The organism is Campylobacter ureolyticus (assembly GCF_027277485.1).
GTDB classification, from domain to species: Bacteria; Campylobacterota; Campylobacteria; order Campylobacterales; family Campylobacteraceae; genus Campylobacter_B; species Campylobacter_B ureolyticus_B.
In genome coordinates this window covers 1-12,887 of sequence record NZ_JAPXGQ010000020.1, presented here as the reverse complement: position 1 = coordinate 12,887, position 12,887 = coordinate 1, and the positions used below count along the sequence as shown (strand labels likewise).

At 31.0% G+C, this 12,887-nt stretch carries 21 protein-coding genes; 6 read left to right on the top strand and 15 right to left on the bottom strand.

The window, feature by feature from the left end:
* Positions 1 to 205 precede the first annotated feature (205 nt).
* The 8 genes from O6B72_RS08795 to O6B72_RS08760 are packed head-to-tail and all read right to left on the bottom strand — an operon-like array spanning position 206 to position 3,772.
* Complete coding sequence (locus tag O6B72_RS08795) at positions 206 to 541, bottom strand: hypothetical protein (protein WP_269491117.1); 336 nt, start codon at positions 539 to 541, stop codon at positions 206 to 208.
* Positions 531 to 863, bottom strand: a complete 333-nt coding sequence (locus tag O6B72_RS08790; RefSeq protein ID WP_269492898.1) for a hypothetical protein — start codon at positions 861 to 863, stop codon at positions 531 to 533. The genes O6B72_RS08795 and O6B72_RS08790 overlap by 11 nt, the downstream gene beginning before the upstream one ends.
* Complete coding sequence (locus O6B72_RS08785; protein ID WP_269492897.1) at positions 860 to 1,282, bottom strand: DUF5675 family protein; 423 nt, start codon at positions 1,280 to 1,282, stop codon at positions 860 to 862. Before O6B72_RS08785 ends, O6B72_RS08790 begins: the two co-directional genes overlap by 4 nt.
* A complete protein-coding gene (locus tag O6B72_RS08780; RefSeq protein WP_269492896.1) occupies positions 1,283 to 1,639 on the bottom strand; it encodes a hypothetical protein in 357 nt (118 codons plus the stop codon).
* A complete protein-coding gene (locus O6B72_RS08775; RefSeq protein WP_269492895.1) occupies positions 1,636 to 1,866 on the bottom strand; it encodes a hypothetical protein in 231 nt (76 codons plus the stop codon). The genes O6B72_RS08780 and O6B72_RS08775 overlap by 4 nt, the downstream gene beginning before the upstream one ends.
* Positions 1,811 to 2,029, bottom strand: coding sequence for a hypothetical protein (locus tag O6B72_RS08770; protein ID WP_269492894.1), 219 nt, complete (start codon positions 2,027 to 2,029; stop codon positions 1,811 to 1,813). The genes O6B72_RS08775 and O6B72_RS08770 overlap by 56 nt, the downstream gene beginning before the upstream one ends.
* Before the next feature lie 52 nt (positions 2,030 to 2,081).
* Positions 2,082 to 2,936 (bottom strand): Mu-like prophage major head subunit gpT family protein, encoded by an 855-nt coding sequence (locus O6B72_RS08765; protein WP_156847209.1) that lies wholly within the window; start codon positions 2,934 to 2,936, stop codon positions 2,082 to 2,084.
* Positions 2,936 to 3,772, bottom strand: coding sequence for a phage protease (locus tag O6B72_RS08760; protein WP_156847208.1), 837 nt, complete (start codon positions 3,770 to 3,772; stop codon positions 2,936 to 2,938). Before O6B72_RS08760 ends, O6B72_RS08765 begins: the two co-directional genes overlap by 1 nt.
* 255 nt (positions 3,773 to 4,027) lie before the next feature.
* Here O6B72_RS08760 and O6B72_RS08755 point away from each other — a divergent pair, with 255 nt between their 5' ends.
* The 6 genes from O6B72_RS08755 to O6B72_RS08730 all read left to right on the top strand — a co-directional run bounded on the left by O6B72_RS08755 (position 4,028) and on the right by O6B72_RS08730 (position 9,558).
* Positions 4,028 to 4,489, top strand: coding sequence for a DUF1804 family protein (locus tag O6B72_RS08755; protein WP_101637695.1), 462 nt, complete (start codon positions 4,028 to 4,030; stop codon positions 4,487 to 4,489).
* On the top strand, positions 4,486 to 5,991 hold the full coding sequence (terL, locus tag O6B72_RS08750; RefSeq protein WP_269492893.1) for a phage terminase large subunit: 1,506 nt from the start codon (positions 4,486 to 4,488) through the stop codon (positions 5,989 to 5,991). The genes O6B72_RS08755 and terL overlap by 4 nt, the downstream gene beginning before the upstream one ends.
* 160 nt (positions 5,992 to 6,151) lie before the next feature.
* Positions 6,152 to 7,441, top strand: coding sequence for a phage portal protein family protein (locus O6B72_RS08745; RefSeq protein ID WP_101637685.1), 1,290 nt, complete (start codon positions 6,152 to 6,154; stop codon positions 7,439 to 7,441).
* Positions 7,434 to 8,675 carry a phage head morphogenesis protein gene (locus tag O6B72_RS08740; protein WP_269492892.1) on the top strand — a complete coding sequence of 414 codons (1,242 nt, stop codon included), beginning with the start codon at positions 7,434 to 7,436 and terminating at the stop codon, positions 8,673 to 8,675. Before O6B72_RS08745 ends, O6B72_RS08740 begins: the two co-directional genes overlap by 8 nt.
* A gap of 94 nt (positions 8,676 to 8,769) precedes the next feature.
* Positions 8,770 to 8,901: a hypothetical protein gene (locus O6B72_RS08735; protein WP_257876520.1), complete on the top strand. Its 132-nt coding sequence runs from the start codon at positions 8,770 to 8,772 to the stop codon at positions 8,899 to 8,901.
* Positions 8,902 to 9,024: 123 nt separating this feature from the next.
* Complete coding sequence (locus O6B72_RS08730) at positions 9,025 to 9,558, top strand: phage virion morphogenesis family protein (protein ID WP_269492891.1); 534 nt, start codon at positions 9,025 to 9,027, stop codon at positions 9,556 to 9,558.
* 21 nt (positions 9,559 to 9,579) lie between these two features.
* On the opposite strand, the gene O6B72_RS08725 is transcribed toward O6B72_RS08730, so the two are convergent.
* The 7 genes from O6B72_RS08725 to O6B72_RS08695 form a co-directional block, all read right to left on the bottom strand.
* Positions 9,580 to 10,344, bottom strand: coding sequence for a DUF1829 domain-containing protein (locus O6B72_RS08725; protein WP_269492890.1), 765 nt, complete (start codon positions 10,342 to 10,344; stop codon positions 9,580 to 9,582).
* Positions 10,341 to 10,838: a DUF6978 family protein gene (locus O6B72_RS08720; RefSeq protein ID WP_269492889.1), complete on the bottom strand. Its 498-nt coding sequence runs from the start codon at positions 10,836 to 10,838 to the stop codon at positions 10,341 to 10,343. The genes O6B72_RS08725 and O6B72_RS08720 overlap by 4 nt, the downstream gene beginning before the upstream one ends.
* 80 nt (positions 10,839 to 10,918) lie before the next feature.
* Positions 10,919 to 11,107: an NrdR family transcriptional regulator gene (locus tag O6B72_RS08715; RefSeq protein ID WP_114675041.1), complete on the bottom strand. Its 189-nt coding sequence runs from the start codon at positions 11,105 to 11,107 to the stop codon at positions 10,919 to 10,921.
* A gap of 115 nt (positions 11,108 to 11,222) precedes the next feature.
* Positions 11,223 to 11,699, bottom strand: a complete 477-nt coding sequence (locus tag O6B72_RS08710) for a DUF1018 domain-containing protein (protein ID WP_114675042.1) — start codon at positions 11,697 to 11,699, stop codon at positions 11,223 to 11,225.
* Positions 11,696 to 12,076, bottom strand: coding sequence for a hypothetical protein (locus O6B72_RS08705; RefSeq protein ID WP_114675043.1), 381 nt, complete (start codon positions 12,074 to 12,076; stop codon positions 11,696 to 11,698). Before O6B72_RS08705 ends, O6B72_RS08710 begins: the two co-directional genes overlap by 4 nt.
* Positions 12,060 to 12,716: a hypothetical protein gene (locus tag O6B72_RS08700; protein ID WP_101637732.1), complete on the bottom strand. Its 657-nt coding sequence runs from the start codon at positions 12,714 to 12,716 to the stop codon at positions 12,060 to 12,062. Before O6B72_RS08700 ends, O6B72_RS08705 begins: the two co-directional genes overlap by 17 nt.
* 57 nt (positions 12,717 to 12,773) lie before the next feature.
* On the bottom strand, positions 12,774 to 12,872 hold the full coding sequence (locus O6B72_RS08695; protein ID WP_269492899.1) for a hypothetical protein: 99 nt from the start codon (positions 12,870 to 12,872) through the stop codon (positions 12,774 to 12,776).
* Between the last annotated feature and the right edge of the window lie 15 nt (positions 12,873 to 12,887).

Genomic DNA, 12,887 nt, shown 5'->3' with positions numbered 1-12,887 from the left:
TCAAAAGCAAAAAGATAATCACAAAAAACACAGTCACGCTTAAAGTTCCCCATTTATCAGCCCCAGCTATGAAATTTCCACTTTTGTCTATAACATCGCTTTCAATCATTTTAATCTCCTTTTAGCGGGGTAACAAGCTAGTCTTAAAGAAGCAAATACCAAAGTTACTATTTTTGCGTTTGCTTCGCAAGTCTTTATTGCTTGATTAATGTTTTTCATCTTCAATTCCTAAACAAAATTTTAAGGCATTTTCACACTTTATATAATAAATCATTTTGTTTTTATGAGCTTCAAAACTGCCGTCATTTACTGGTTTAACTGGCATTTTAGCCTGACATCTAATAGGCGTTAAAACTTCTTTATAAACAGGCTCGGGCTTGATGCTGCAACCAGTAAAAAGAGCTAAAAAACCTACAATTAAGATAAATTTTAAGTGTTGTAAATACCAGCGAAAAGTTGCTCGCAAGGGCTGTTGTTTTGACTTTGAGCTGGTATTTGTTAGCCATATATTTGTTAAGCATATAAAGGATTTAGATTTCATCAAAAAGCTCCTTATAAGCTTTTAGCTCTGCTACACAACTTTGATCTTTAATATAAATTTTTTTAACTTTTTCTACGTCTGGAGGCTCTTTTGGAGTGCCTTTTATTTCAAGCTCTTTAATAGCTTTGTTTTGGATTTTTAAGTTTTTATCACATTCAAATAGCTCAAATTTAGCTTTTTCTAGGTCAAATTTAAGCGTTTTTATCTCACTATTTTTAGCTGAAATTTGAAGTGATAAATAGATAAAATAAACTATGCTTAAAGCTATGCCTACAAAATTTAAAGCATTTTTATATTTAAGTATAAAATTTAATGCTTTCATATCGCACCTGCGTTATCAATCTCAACTATAAAATTATCAAATTTAACTACTTCTAAAAACTCTTTAAACTTTTTAATTGAGTTAAAAATCCCATTTTTCCCTAGATTTGAGCCTATTATTATGCACCCACTTGTATCAGAGCCGTATCTTCCTTGATGGATTAAAATTCGCCTATCCTTGCTTACAGCTTCATTAAAAAGTAGTGGCAATTTTCTTTTAAATTTAGGGCTATAACTCCAAACAGCGTTATATCTTCCTTGTGGAATCCTTTTATCTTGATTTGATACAGTTGTATCAGGTCCCTCTGGTTCAAGTGTATAGCCAGTAAGGAGTTCATCCCCTAGCTCATCAAAGATACTAAAAACACCAATTGTTGCGTCTTTTATCTCTTCAATTCTTTTTATAATCATCTTTTTCATTTAGTTTTCCTTGCTTCTATAAATTTTAAGACCTATTTCAAAGTTATAAATATAAAGACTATCTTTAAAGCCTAAAAATGAAATTTCACTAATTGGATCATCTTTTAAATTAATAGCCTCTTTTATGGCTTTTAGCCTTAGTTCATCAAGTAAGCTTATAACACCTAAATTATCACTCATCATACTTCTTGCAGCAACGTAAATTTTAAAGCTTACCAAATCAACCTGCCAGTCAAGTTTGCTAACTCCATTCAGCAAAAGATAAACCCCAGGTTGTTTGATATCATCACTACTAACATCAACTGCTTCAGGGTAAATCTCTTTTATTTTTTCATATGCCTCTTTTAGTGTTTTCATAAAAACTCGCTTTTTCTCATGCCATATAAAGTATTACTTACAATTTCACCATTTTCATTAAATTTCTCAGCCATTTTTAAAGCATCTCTAAAAAGTATAAGATCTAGCTCCGTTGGCTCAATCTTTAATAAAAGCTTGAGCCTAAACATCGCAATATCTAATATTAAAGCCTCAGGAAGAGGTAAGTTCTTCGTTAGATCCTTTGCCTCTTTTAGTGCTATTTCCACTATTTTGTCTGTTATTTCCGCTTCGTTTTGTAGGCTTTGTTTGGCTCTTAGTTTTAGTTTCTCGTTCATCGTTATCTCCACTGATTAATTCATCATCTGTGTTTTGTTCTGTCTGGACACTAGAACTAGTTTTTTCCTTAAACATATCAACGCTATAATGCATCTTTTATCCTTTTTAAAATTTTGCTACGCTAAAGCCTAGATTTTAAATCTTTTTAAGCTCCACTTGATTTATAGGCTAGTTGCCACAATGCATATCCTGCATTCATAAAACTTTTACATCCAAAAAGTGCAGCATCTTTCATAAATTTATGGTCATTACTTGCCTCAAACACGCCATCCTTTGCAACTTGTAAAACAAATGGTTTAACAGGCTTTCCAAGATCCATTAAATACCAACTAGTATCAGTTATTTCAGGTAGCACAAGTAGGCTGTATCTTTTGTAGGTTGGATTTGTTTCCCCACCTGTTAGATATGCTTTTTCTATTGATTGTATTGCTTTTGCTAAGTTTTTAGGACCACAAATTAGATGAGTTGGCATTACACCTAGGCTTTGACCAGTATCACCTTTAATGCTCATCATATAAGCCTCTGCTGCTAATAAGCTATCACTACTTAATACCCCTGTGCCTAAATTTGCATAAGTGTCAGTTCCAATCATATGTGCGTCACTAAAAAATGGCTTTTCGTCATAGCATTTATTAGTCCCAGCATCTTTTAAAATATCAGCTATTAGTTTTGCACCAAACTTTTTAGCATTAAATGCCATTTGTTGTATAGCTGGTTTATATAAACCTACCTTGTCATACTCTAAGTGGTTATTAGGAACTGTTACAGTTGCTTCAAAAGGCTGGTTTTCTAAGGTATATCCATAGTCTTTAAACTTTTTGATATCTCTATCTCCAACCCACTCTTTCATCATTGGAAAATTTCCAAGCCAAACATATTTTTCGCTTAAATTATTGCTATTTACTCTCATAGCTAAAACATCAGCTTCACTTTTAACATCATTAAATGTTTTTTGAAATATCGCTTTAAAGCCGATTGCTGTTTCTTCGAAATGTGCCATTATTTTGCTCCTTTGTATTCATCAAAACTAAGTCCAAGCATTAAAGCTACCTTTTTTTCTTCATCACTTAAATCAGACTTTGAGTTTGTTTCCAAACTCTTCTTACCAAAAAACGAACTTATGGTTTTTAAGGTATTTTCCATGCTTTCAAGCCTTGAGTTTATCTCTTTGTTTTCATCACTTTCATTTTTTATTTTTTTAAAATCTTTAAGAATGTTTTCGATTTTTAAAACTCTTGAGTTTAGCTCTTTTGAGTCCTCATCAACCTTACCACTTTCATTAGCCTTTTGGCTTTCGTTAGCCTTATCACTTTCATTAGCCTTATCGCCATCTTTTTTAAAACCCTCAAGTTCTTTGTTTAAAGATGTGATTGTTTCTTCAAGTTTTTTAACTTTTTCATTAAGAGCATCAAGCTCACTATTTTTTTCGTTTTCCACTTTGTCTCCTTTACTGTTTAATGCGTTATTTAATACATTTGGTTTATTAACAAGTCCCACACTTTCAATCGATAAAACATCTCTGCCACTTAGATCATAAACAGGGCTTAAATATCTGTAAATTTTGTCTTTAACTAACTCCATTCCTCTTTTATTAAGTTCAAGTTTTGCATAAATTCCATCATCTCTTACTTCAAAACTATCTTTATCAAACCAGCCAACCGCACCTGCGAAACTATGGTTTTCATCTAAAACAATATCAACGCCACTTTTTTTGATATTTTCTATTATTTTTTTGGCATCGATTTTAAATGTCCTTCCATCAGCTCCCTCAATCTCTCCAATAGGACTAACTTTTATAAGTTCGCCATTTTTGTAGTTAAGGCTTAAGATATTCAAAAATCTCTCCTTTAAAAAAACTGGCACCATTTTAGCTGTAAAATCTCTTTAAATCACTCTATATATGGGCTATCTAGAGTGAAAGAAAACTTTTTTAAAGGTAAAATGCAGATTTAATAAGTTTGATAAGTTTTTAAATGGCTTTAAAAGACGTTTTAAGTGTGATTAATACTTTTGTATAAGTTTAAAAAGATTTTAAATCCTAAACGCCCTCTAAACGCCTTAAAATTCATTTTTAAAACAAAGGGGTAAAGTTTGAATAATGAAAAATTAAGAAATATGTATATTAAAGGTTTTAGCATTTCTGATATCGCTACAACTTTTGGCACAACAAGACAAACTGTGTATAATAAAAAAGCTGATGATTTAAAAAATGGAATTGATTGGGACGCACTAGCGTTAAACTCAAGTAGAAACAAAGCAAGTTTAAGTGAAAATGAGTTTATTTTAACCCTAATAAATAGCTATGAGTTAGCTTTTAATAAGATAAAAGAACTAAGCCCAAAAGACCAACTTGAAATTTTAAAAGAATATACAAATACCTACTATAAACTAAAAGCCCCTTTAAAAGTAGATGATAAAGCCAAGATTTTAGAAAGTATAAGCAAGGCAATTGAGATCATTGCTGATATTGCCAAAAAAGAAAACAATGAAGTTGTGATGAACTTTTTAGCTTCAAATGCTGATGAAATTTTAGCCAGGACATTAAAACAATGAATGAAGTTGAGAGCTTAAGAGCCAAGCTAAAAAACCTTTATAAAATAACAGATCCTTTGCAAAAAAACCGTATTAAAAAAGCTACTAGCTCTTTTAAAAATATGGTTGGAATATACTTTAATCATCATGTAAAATTCCCTGAAACTTCTAAATTTAGAAACTTTATCTATGATAACCATAAAGAGCTAATGAGCAAAAACAGGCATATTATGCTTAAAGCTTATAGAGGTGCAGCTAAAACAACCTTAATAAGCCGTTTTTTTGTTCTTTATGAAATGGCTGTTTTAAATAAAAAAAGAAACACAGTAATTGTCTCATCTACCATAGACCTATCTAAAAAGACACTAGAGTTTATCAAAGACGAACTAGAAAATAACACATTGTTTATAAATGACTTTGGCATTTGTAAAGGTGCTAAATGGACTGATGAAGAGATTGTATTTTATGCAAATAAAAAAGCTTTTAAAATAAGTGTTTATGGCTCAGGTAAAAAGATAAGAGGTGAGAACTGGCGTGGGTTTAGACCAGATTTAATAATTTGCGATGATTTAGAAAACGATGAAAATGTTAAAACCAAAAGTCAAAGAGATAAGCTTTATGACTGGTTTGAAAAAGCTATTATGAAGCTACCTGCAAGAGATAATGAAAGCTATAACTTAATAACAATTGGCACAACACTTCATTATGATTGTTTATTAAACAGGCTTGAAAAAAGAGCTGATTTTAAAAGCTTTACTTTTCCTTTGGTGCTAGAGTTTCCGCCTAATTTAGAGGAATTTGACCTTAATGAGTTTATTTTAGATGATAGTTCATTAAATAAAACTAAATTTATGCTTGAGTATAAAGCCAGTAAGGGTGCGTTTTTAAGCGAGTATCAACAACTTCCTTTAAGTAGTGATGAGCTTAGCTTTTCATCATATCAAACATTTGATGAGATGCCACTATGCGATGCTTACTACATAGGAATTGATCCAAGCCTTGGCAAATCAAAAGGGGATTATTTCAGTGTTGCAATTTTGGGCTTTTTAGCAGGTAAGTTTTATGCAAAAGTTAAGATGACAAAGCTTCGTCCTGAGCTTATGGCTGAGCGAATTATAAGTGAAGCTGCTGCTATTTTAAGACTAAATCGCCCTTTAAAAATAGCCATTGAAACTGTGGCTTTTCAAGAGTTTTTTAAGGATTATTTAGAAAAAAGAGCAAGTGAGCTTGGGATTTACTTGCCTATAATTTCTCTTAAAAACAGCGTGGCAAAAGAACTAAGAATCGATAGCCTAACACCACCAATTAATAATGGCGTGATTTTAATTGATAAATCTAGCACCACTTTTATAGATGAGCTTGATACTTATCCAAAATCCGCCCATGATGATGGGCTTGATAGCTTAGAGTTTGCATGGAGGATAGCAAGAACTCCAAATTTTGACTACGAAAAGGCAAATAAATTTATCGCCACTCAAAATAAAAAAAAGAGTTTTTTAAAAACTATTTTTGGAATAAATTAGAGTTGGTGGTAGAACAATAACTTAGATAAAGTAGGCAGTATTTGTGTGAAATTTAGCGTGGCAAATGAGACATACTTCATGTATGTCGCAATGCAGACACGCTTAAATTTCACGCAAAGATTGTCAAGATTTAGAAGTTTAAAAAAAGGAATTAAAAAAAATGAAAGAGTTTCTAAAACCAAAAAGAGAATTTATAAAAACAGATATGAGCTATTATACTGAATTAACGGCTAGTAGAGTAAGAGCTGCACTACTAACCAAAAATCAACAAGAGCTATTTCCTCTTTTTAATCTCTTAATTGATAAAGATACAAGCTTAGGCAGTGAGTGCGAAAAAAGGCTTAACTCAACTTTGAATAAATTCTTTACTCATAACCTAGGCGAGAGTGAAGATGAAAACATAGAAGAGATTATAAAAGCTAGTATTGAAGCTAGAATTACAGGTTTTTCACTAATGGAGCTATTTTTAGGAGATGATGGGGCTTTAAAGGTTAAAACTGTTGGAAGGGAGTTTATTGAGTTTAGGGACAATTTACCAACTTTAAAAATAGGCAAAAACCGCTTTATTGCCAAAGAGCCATTTTTTATAAGCATTACTTCAAATCCTGCTATGCTAAAAACTCTTTGGATAGCTTATGCTAAACAATATGTTTTAAGCCTTTATCTTAAATTTGCTGAGTTTTTAGGCGTTCCGCCGTTAATTGGTGGGGCTAATAGTAGCGATGAAAAAACACTTAAAGATATGAGTGAGGCATTTGAAAACCTAAGAAGTGGAAGTTATGCGATATTTGGCGTAAATGATACGATCAAAATCCTTGAAGGGCGTGGAAGCCAAGAAGACTTTATGGAGTTTATCCGTTACTGTGATGCTGAGATAGCAAAGTGTATAAATGGCTCAGTTCTTAGCTCAAACACAGCAGCTACTGGAAGTTACGCACAAGGTAAAATTCACGAAAATAACCGCTTTGAGATAATTGATGCTGATATTAAATTTGCCTCGCGTGAGGTTAAAAAGTTTTATAAACGCTTTGGTAAAAAAGTTGATTTAAATATCCAGTTTGAAAAAGATAAAAATCTACTTCAAAGGGCTCAAACCTTGCAAATTTTAAGCTCGCTTGGTTATGAGATGGATATAGATGATATGGCAAAAGAGTTTGATTTACCACTTCCAAAAGGTAAAACCACAAAAAGTTTAAATTATAAAATGCCATTAAAACCACTTGATAAATTTGATAGTTTTATGTCTAGTTCAAACTTTAAAAAGCCTTTAAAGGATATACAATCACGCATTAAAGAGAGTTTAAACACTTTATTAAAGGAGTGTGAGACTTACGAGGATGCTTTTGATAAATTATATGAAATTTATGATGATGTGGATATTGATATTTTAGAAACTGTTATGCAAAATGCCTTAGAAAATACTGAAATTTTAGGGCTTGGTGATGATTGATTTTTTTAAAAAACCTGATGAGTTGGTAGCTAGATTGAAAGCCAAAAACCCAGAAGCTCACTTTGACTACGATGAGATTAAGCATGATGCCCATAAAAGAGTTTTTACCATTGCTAAGATGATGAACTTAGATCTTTTAAAAGATATGCAAAACTCACTAACTAAAGCATTTCATAACGGCGTTACATTTGATGAATGGAAAAAAGATATAATCCCACATCTTAAAAAAAGTGGCTGGTGGGGTGAGATAGAAGTAGATGATCCAAAAAGTGGTAAGCCAAAAAAAGTATTTGTTGGAGCGCGCCGTTTAAAGCGTATTTTTGATACAAATTTAAGGACAAGTTACGCTGGGGCTAAAAAGCAAAGCCTTGATGAAAGTAGTTTGGAGTATTACCGCTACACCGCTGTTTTAGATAGTCGAACTCGCCCAACTCACAGAGCAATGCACGGCATAATACTTCCAAAAGATCATCCTTTTTGGAAAAACAACTTCCCACCAAATGGCTGGGGCTGTAGATGCACTGTTAGGGGATATTCTAAAAAGCAGTTAGAAAGAAAGGGTTTAAAGCCATTTAGTGGGAAGCTGCCAAATGTCAGCCATGATGATTTTAGTTATGATATGAGTGCGCTAGACAGTGCTTTTAAACAAAAAGCTAAAAAAGTCTTAAATTTGATTCAAAACAAAGACTTAGAAACTGCCATAAAAGAATTTGATAAAAAAAGAGATCTTTATATTTGGCAAAAAGGACTTGATGAGTTAATAGATGAAGTTATAATAAATAAAAATTATAAACACCCTTTAAATATGGTTCAAGTTGGTATGCTTAGTCAAATGACTATGAAGTTAATCTCTAAAATTTTACCACTAAAAGACATAAACAAAAAAGGACTTATTTTAACAAAAGATAGGCTTTATCACGCAAGACCTGAAAGAAAAGGGCAGTATAATCACGATTTTAGTATAGATGAGATGAGACAAATCGTTAAAATTTTAAGTGATGAGAGTAAAATTTACATTGATTTAAGGGATAATCACAAGAATATTTTATTTATATTTGATGATATTAACGACCCAAATAGGCTAAATTTAATACCAATTGAGATGTTAAAAACTCATAAGAAATTTAAAAATGATAATTATATAATTACGCTTGATAAGGTGGATAAAGAAGACATTTTACGGGCAATTAAAAAAGAATTAATAGTTAAACTAAATAGCGTGGGTGGGATTTGAACCCACAACATCGGACACTACCCTGTGGTTACCTGCTTTTAAGCTTCACATCTTCACGCTATTTAGCACTATTATACCATAAAAAGGATAAAATATGGGAGTTGAAATAATAAAAACTCATAAGAAATTTAAAAATGATAATTTTATAGCAACGATTACAAAAATACCACTTATAAACTATAAAGCAATTATAAAAGATAAGGTTGGATATAAAAACATGAGATAAAAACAGATGAAGGTCGGGCATCGAACCCAAGTCATATACAGCCTACATTAAGTAGCTGGAACCCTGCCAAATCTGGGCCATCTCTTCAACTGTTTATACTATTATACCATAAAAAGGATAAATATGGGAGTTAAAATAACAGGCATTGAAGATATTCAAAAAAGTCTTTTAAGCTTAGAGAAAAAAACCAAGAATTTAAAGCCTACTTTGAGGGCAATCGGTGAGATGGTGCGCTCTTGCATTGATGAAAGTTTTGAAAACGAAATTAGCCCATTTGGTGAGAAATGGAAACCTATATCATCAAATACCGCATTTAGCTATGCAGGTGGAAAAACTAAAGCTTTTAAAAAAGGTGCTAAGTCCTTAAAAAGTGGCTTTTTAAAGCGTTATGGAACTCATGGCGATAAGAAAATTTTAGTTGAAAGTGCAAATTTAAAAGATAGCTGGGGTGTTAGAGCTAGTAATAAAAGCGTTGTGGTTGAGAGCTATGCAAAATCACGCGGTTTTCCATATGGCTTAACGCATCAGTTTGGCTCAGCTAAAAAGGGCATTCCTGCAAGACCTTTTTTACCAGTTGATAAAAACGGAAATTTAGAAAGAAATTTAAAAAATGATATTTTAGAAAAAATCGAAGATGATTTATTAAAAGGGGATTAAAATAATTAAACCAAATTTAAGCTAAACCGATAAAAGATTTTTATAAGCTTCTTTTTGAGACCACAAAATAGGCTTAATGCCATATTGATTTGTTGCTTGTGTAATATCATCTGGTACTGTAATATTACTATCATTTAAAATAATTATACTTTCACTATTTTTAACTCTATCATCTTGTAAGTCTAAAAATGAAAACAAAGAAGACTTTAAATTGTCTTTTTTAGGGTTATTAAGAAGTTTTATAAGTCTTTCTTTGCTTTTTTTTGATTTAGAGATTATAAAATCAAATTTATGATTTAAATGACTCTTGCCCTCTAAACTAACAGATGAAATATATCTTGCATCTATACTATCTAAAAATCTTGCTACATCATCAAAGAAAAAGCTTGAAATTTTATTATTTGCTAAAACAAACATATCATTTACACTTATTAATGCTTGTAAAATATTATGTTGTTTAGAAGCAAAATTTGACACACTAGCCTCAACAAAAAGCTCATTATTTTCTCTTTGTATTCCAAAACCATTAAGAATTATTTCAAGTTCTTGTTGTCTTTTTTCTGTATTAAACTGCATACCTTTTAAAGCTAGACTATTTAAAGTATCGCTATCATCGCTAAGTTTTATTTTGTCACCATTTATAAGGGCATATATAACTATATAATCATTACTACTATCCAAAAAAGGTGTAGTTATCTCATAGGTTTTTTTATCTATTTCCTCAATTTCAAAATTAGCGTGAATGTATTGTATGTATTTATTTATAAGAGAGTTTATATCTATCAAAACAAACTCCTTTTTATAAATTCAATTTCTTTGATGTTGCAAAACTCACAAAACTCTTTTGCCACATCCTCTAGCTCTCCTTTTCCTTTTAGCCCAAATTCGCTAATTGGAAAAGCCCATTTATCATTATAACCTTTTACAAAAAAATGTAAGTGTGAACACTCTTTTTCAAAAACAGCTCCTGAATACTTTTGCATAAGGCTACTAAGCTCTTTTGGAGATTTTTCTTTTATAAACTCTGGATTTTTATGCTTTGAGCATATATCAAGCCTTAAAATAATATCGGTTTTATTATGTCTTAGTTGGCTTTTATTTCTTTTGATTTGAAGACCATACTTACTTATGTCAAAAAGAAGCAAAGCATCTATTTGGCTACTAATTAACTCTATTGTTCTATTTTGATTTGATTCATATATGCTTGGAATATCTACTTTAAAAATATCTTTTGGTGTTTTTAACGCATCTATAATTTTTTTAACTTGAAAATATTCCATTGTTTAAACTCGCTTTTTCGTATATTATATAGAAATTTTCTTGAAAATTTGCATAAATTTTACATTTGTTTTAAAAGGGATTAACTACCCTTTAAACTCCCTTTAACCACCTTTTCATATTCTATTAACTCTTCATCTTTTGATTTTATTATCTCAATTGTGCTAAAAGTTCTACCACATTTTGGGCATTTTCTAAATCTTTCATTAACTAGCCCTTTAACAGTAGCGATGACATTTGTTTTTTCATTAGCACAATATGGACAAATCATCTTTATCTCCTTTTATCAAGGCAACTTGTTGTCCCTAAAAAAGCAAACACTAAAGCTATCATCATACGCCTTATTTCGTAAGCTTTATTACTTAAATCAATATCTAGCTTCATTTTTATTTCTTATAAAATTTACACATTTTTTCTAAGCCTGTGATAATACGTCTTGCATCATTTAAGCTTATTCTTTTAAGTTGGCTATCAAGTCTTATTAAAACTTTGATCTGTTTTGCTACAAAGACCATTAATTTTTCATCACTAAAATTAAGCCTATTTGCAAGGTGCTTTATGTAGGTATATTGTTTTTGAGTTATTTTTTTAGTTTTGTTCTTAGTCAAATTATTTACAATTTTAGAGTTTTTTACTAAATTTCTACCTAAAATATCAGGCTCACACTCCATAAACTCATCATTTATTAACATATCCAAAGCTTTATTAAGCTCATCTATAGATAAAAGAGCCGAACTACTTACACCGAATCTAACGTCTAGCCAACTCTCCCACGCATCAACTCTAACAAGTTCTTTATATTTGCTATTTGTGTGAATTCTAGCTAATAAATTTTTTCTTAAAATACGCTGTTTTTCAGTCATTTTAGATCCTTTAGATACTCTTTAAAAGCTTTTATCAACAACTCTCTTTTATTAGAGTGTGATGCATTGTTTCCATAAAAAGTAAAGTTTCTAAACATGTTATATAAATTTACCTGCTTAGCGCCTATTTTTTTAGCAAAATACCCTGCCATTTGCCACTCGTTTTTAAAATCATCCATTATTAAGCAGTAAAGATCTCTTGCTTCATTTATTTCATTTTCTACTTTAAAAAATGCCTCATAATCTACATAAAGCCTTCCATTGATAGTTTTAAAGCGGTCAAATTTACCCACTTTTTTATCATAATTTTTTAAGACATATAAAGTTCTCATGCCTATATCATAGGCACTTGCAAACTCATCAGCTTTTAAAAGCATTTCCTATCCTTTTTTCTTTTGCTAGTTTTTCACACATTTTAAAAGCCTGTGTATCTTTGTTAGCTTTGACTAAGTCATCTTTTTTATCTTCTATAGCGTTTTTAACTTCAACTTGTTTATACTCTACAACGCCGATTTTTTCTTGGTGAGCAAACAAATACTCCCAAACTCTTTTTTCATCACTGCTATCAAGCCTAGCAAAAACACCGTTTTTATTTACAACAAATTTATTTCTTAGATTTCCATTTTCATCTACACAGATGACAACACCCTCTATATAAGGGCTTCCTTTATGACCACTAAAAAGATCTTCTTCCCTAAAGGCTTCTTTGCAAAATTTCTCAACCTCTTTGATACTTTTTAAAGCCTTAACTCCTTTTTTTATGGAGTTTAAAATCAAAGCTTTTTTATAAGCATTAATTGCCTTAGTCATCGCAACTTCCATGTTTATATATTGTGTTCTAAAGCTATCCATATAAATGCTAAAATCAATGAGTTTATTAGTCTCAACTAGCTCTAAGACTTTATGATATTTTATAACCTTAGCTCTTGGTAAATATGATTTATTATCCCCAAATAGCTCTTTTATAAGCTTTCGTCTTTCAAAGCTGATCTCATCATAAATCTCATCTAAACTCATCTTTTATAACTCCTTAAAACCTTAATCAAGGGCTAAATTTAGCCCTTTGTTAAAGCTTTACACTCCTGCAATATCTAAAACTATCATCTTTAAAGCTCCATCTATCCTTTCATCTTCTCTTTCTTTAAATCTGATATAACTTTTTGTTCCTACTATCTCAACAGCTTCATC

Excerpts from the sequence above, each read along its gene's own strand:
- O6B72_RS08790 (WP_269492898.1), bottom strand. The coding sequence starts at position 863 with ATGAAAGCATTAAATTTTATACTTAAATATAAAAATGCTTTAAATTTT.
- O6B72_RS08780 (WP_269492896.1), bottom strand. The coding sequence starts at position 1,639 with ATGAAAACACTAAAAGAGGCATATGAAAAAATAAAAGAGATTTACCCT.
- O6B72_RS08735 (WP_257876520.1), top strand. The coding sequence starts at position 8,770 with ATGGGAGTTGAAATAATAAAAACTCATAAGAAATTTAAAAATGATAAT.
- O6B72_RS08745 (WP_101637685.1), top strand. The coding sequence starts at position 6,152 with ATGAAAGAGTTTCTAAAACCAAAAAGAGAATTTATAAAAACAGATATG.
- O6B72_RS08765 (WP_156847209.1), bottom strand. The coding sequence starts at position 2,936 with ATGGCACATTTCGAAGAAACAGCAATCGGCTTTAAAGCGATATTTCAA.
- O6B72_RS08795 (WP_269491117.1), bottom strand. The coding sequence starts at position 541 with ATGAAATCTAAATCCTTTATATGCTTAACAAATATATGGCTAACAAAT.
- O6B72_RS08730 (WP_269492891.1), top strand. The coding sequence starts at position 9,025 with ATGGGAGTTAAAATAACAGGCATTGAAGATATTCAAAAAAGTCTTTTA.
- O6B72_RS08740 (WP_269492892.1), top strand. The coding sequence starts at position 7,434 with ATGATTGATTTTTTTAAAAAACCTGATGAGTTGGTAGCTAGATTGAAA.
- O6B72_RS08770 (WP_269492894.1), bottom strand. The coding sequence starts at position 2,029 with ATGCATTATAGCGTTGATATGTTTAAGGAAAAAACTAGTTCTAGTGTC.
- O6B72_RS08720 (WP_269492889.1), bottom strand. The coding sequence starts at position 10,838 with ATGGAATATTTTCAAGTTAAAAAAATTATAGATGCGTTAAAAACACCA.
- O6B72_RS08710 (WP_114675042.1), bottom strand. The coding sequence starts at position 11,699 with ATGACTGAAAAACAGCGTATTTTAAGAAAAAATTTATTAGCTAGAATT.
- O6B72_RS08715 (WP_114675041.1), bottom strand. The coding sequence starts at position 11,107 with ATGATTTGTCCATATTGTGCTAATGAAAAAACAAATGTCATCGCTACT.
- terL (WP_269492893.1), top strand. The coding sequence starts at position 4,486 with ATGAATGAAGTTGAGAGCTTAAGAGCCAAGCTAAAAAACCTTTATAAA.
- O6B72_RS08785 (WP_269492897.1), bottom strand. The coding sequence starts at position 1,282 with ATGAAAAAGATGATTATAAAAAGAATTGAAGAGATAAAAGACGCAACA.
- O6B72_RS08705 (WP_114675043.1), bottom strand. The coding sequence starts at position 12,076 with ATGCTTTTAAAAGCTGATGAGTTTGCAAGTGCCTATGATATAGGCATG.
- O6B72_RS08700 (WP_101637732.1), bottom strand. The coding sequence starts at position 12,716 with ATGAGTTTAGATGAGATTTATGATGAGATCAGCTTTGAAAGACGAAAG.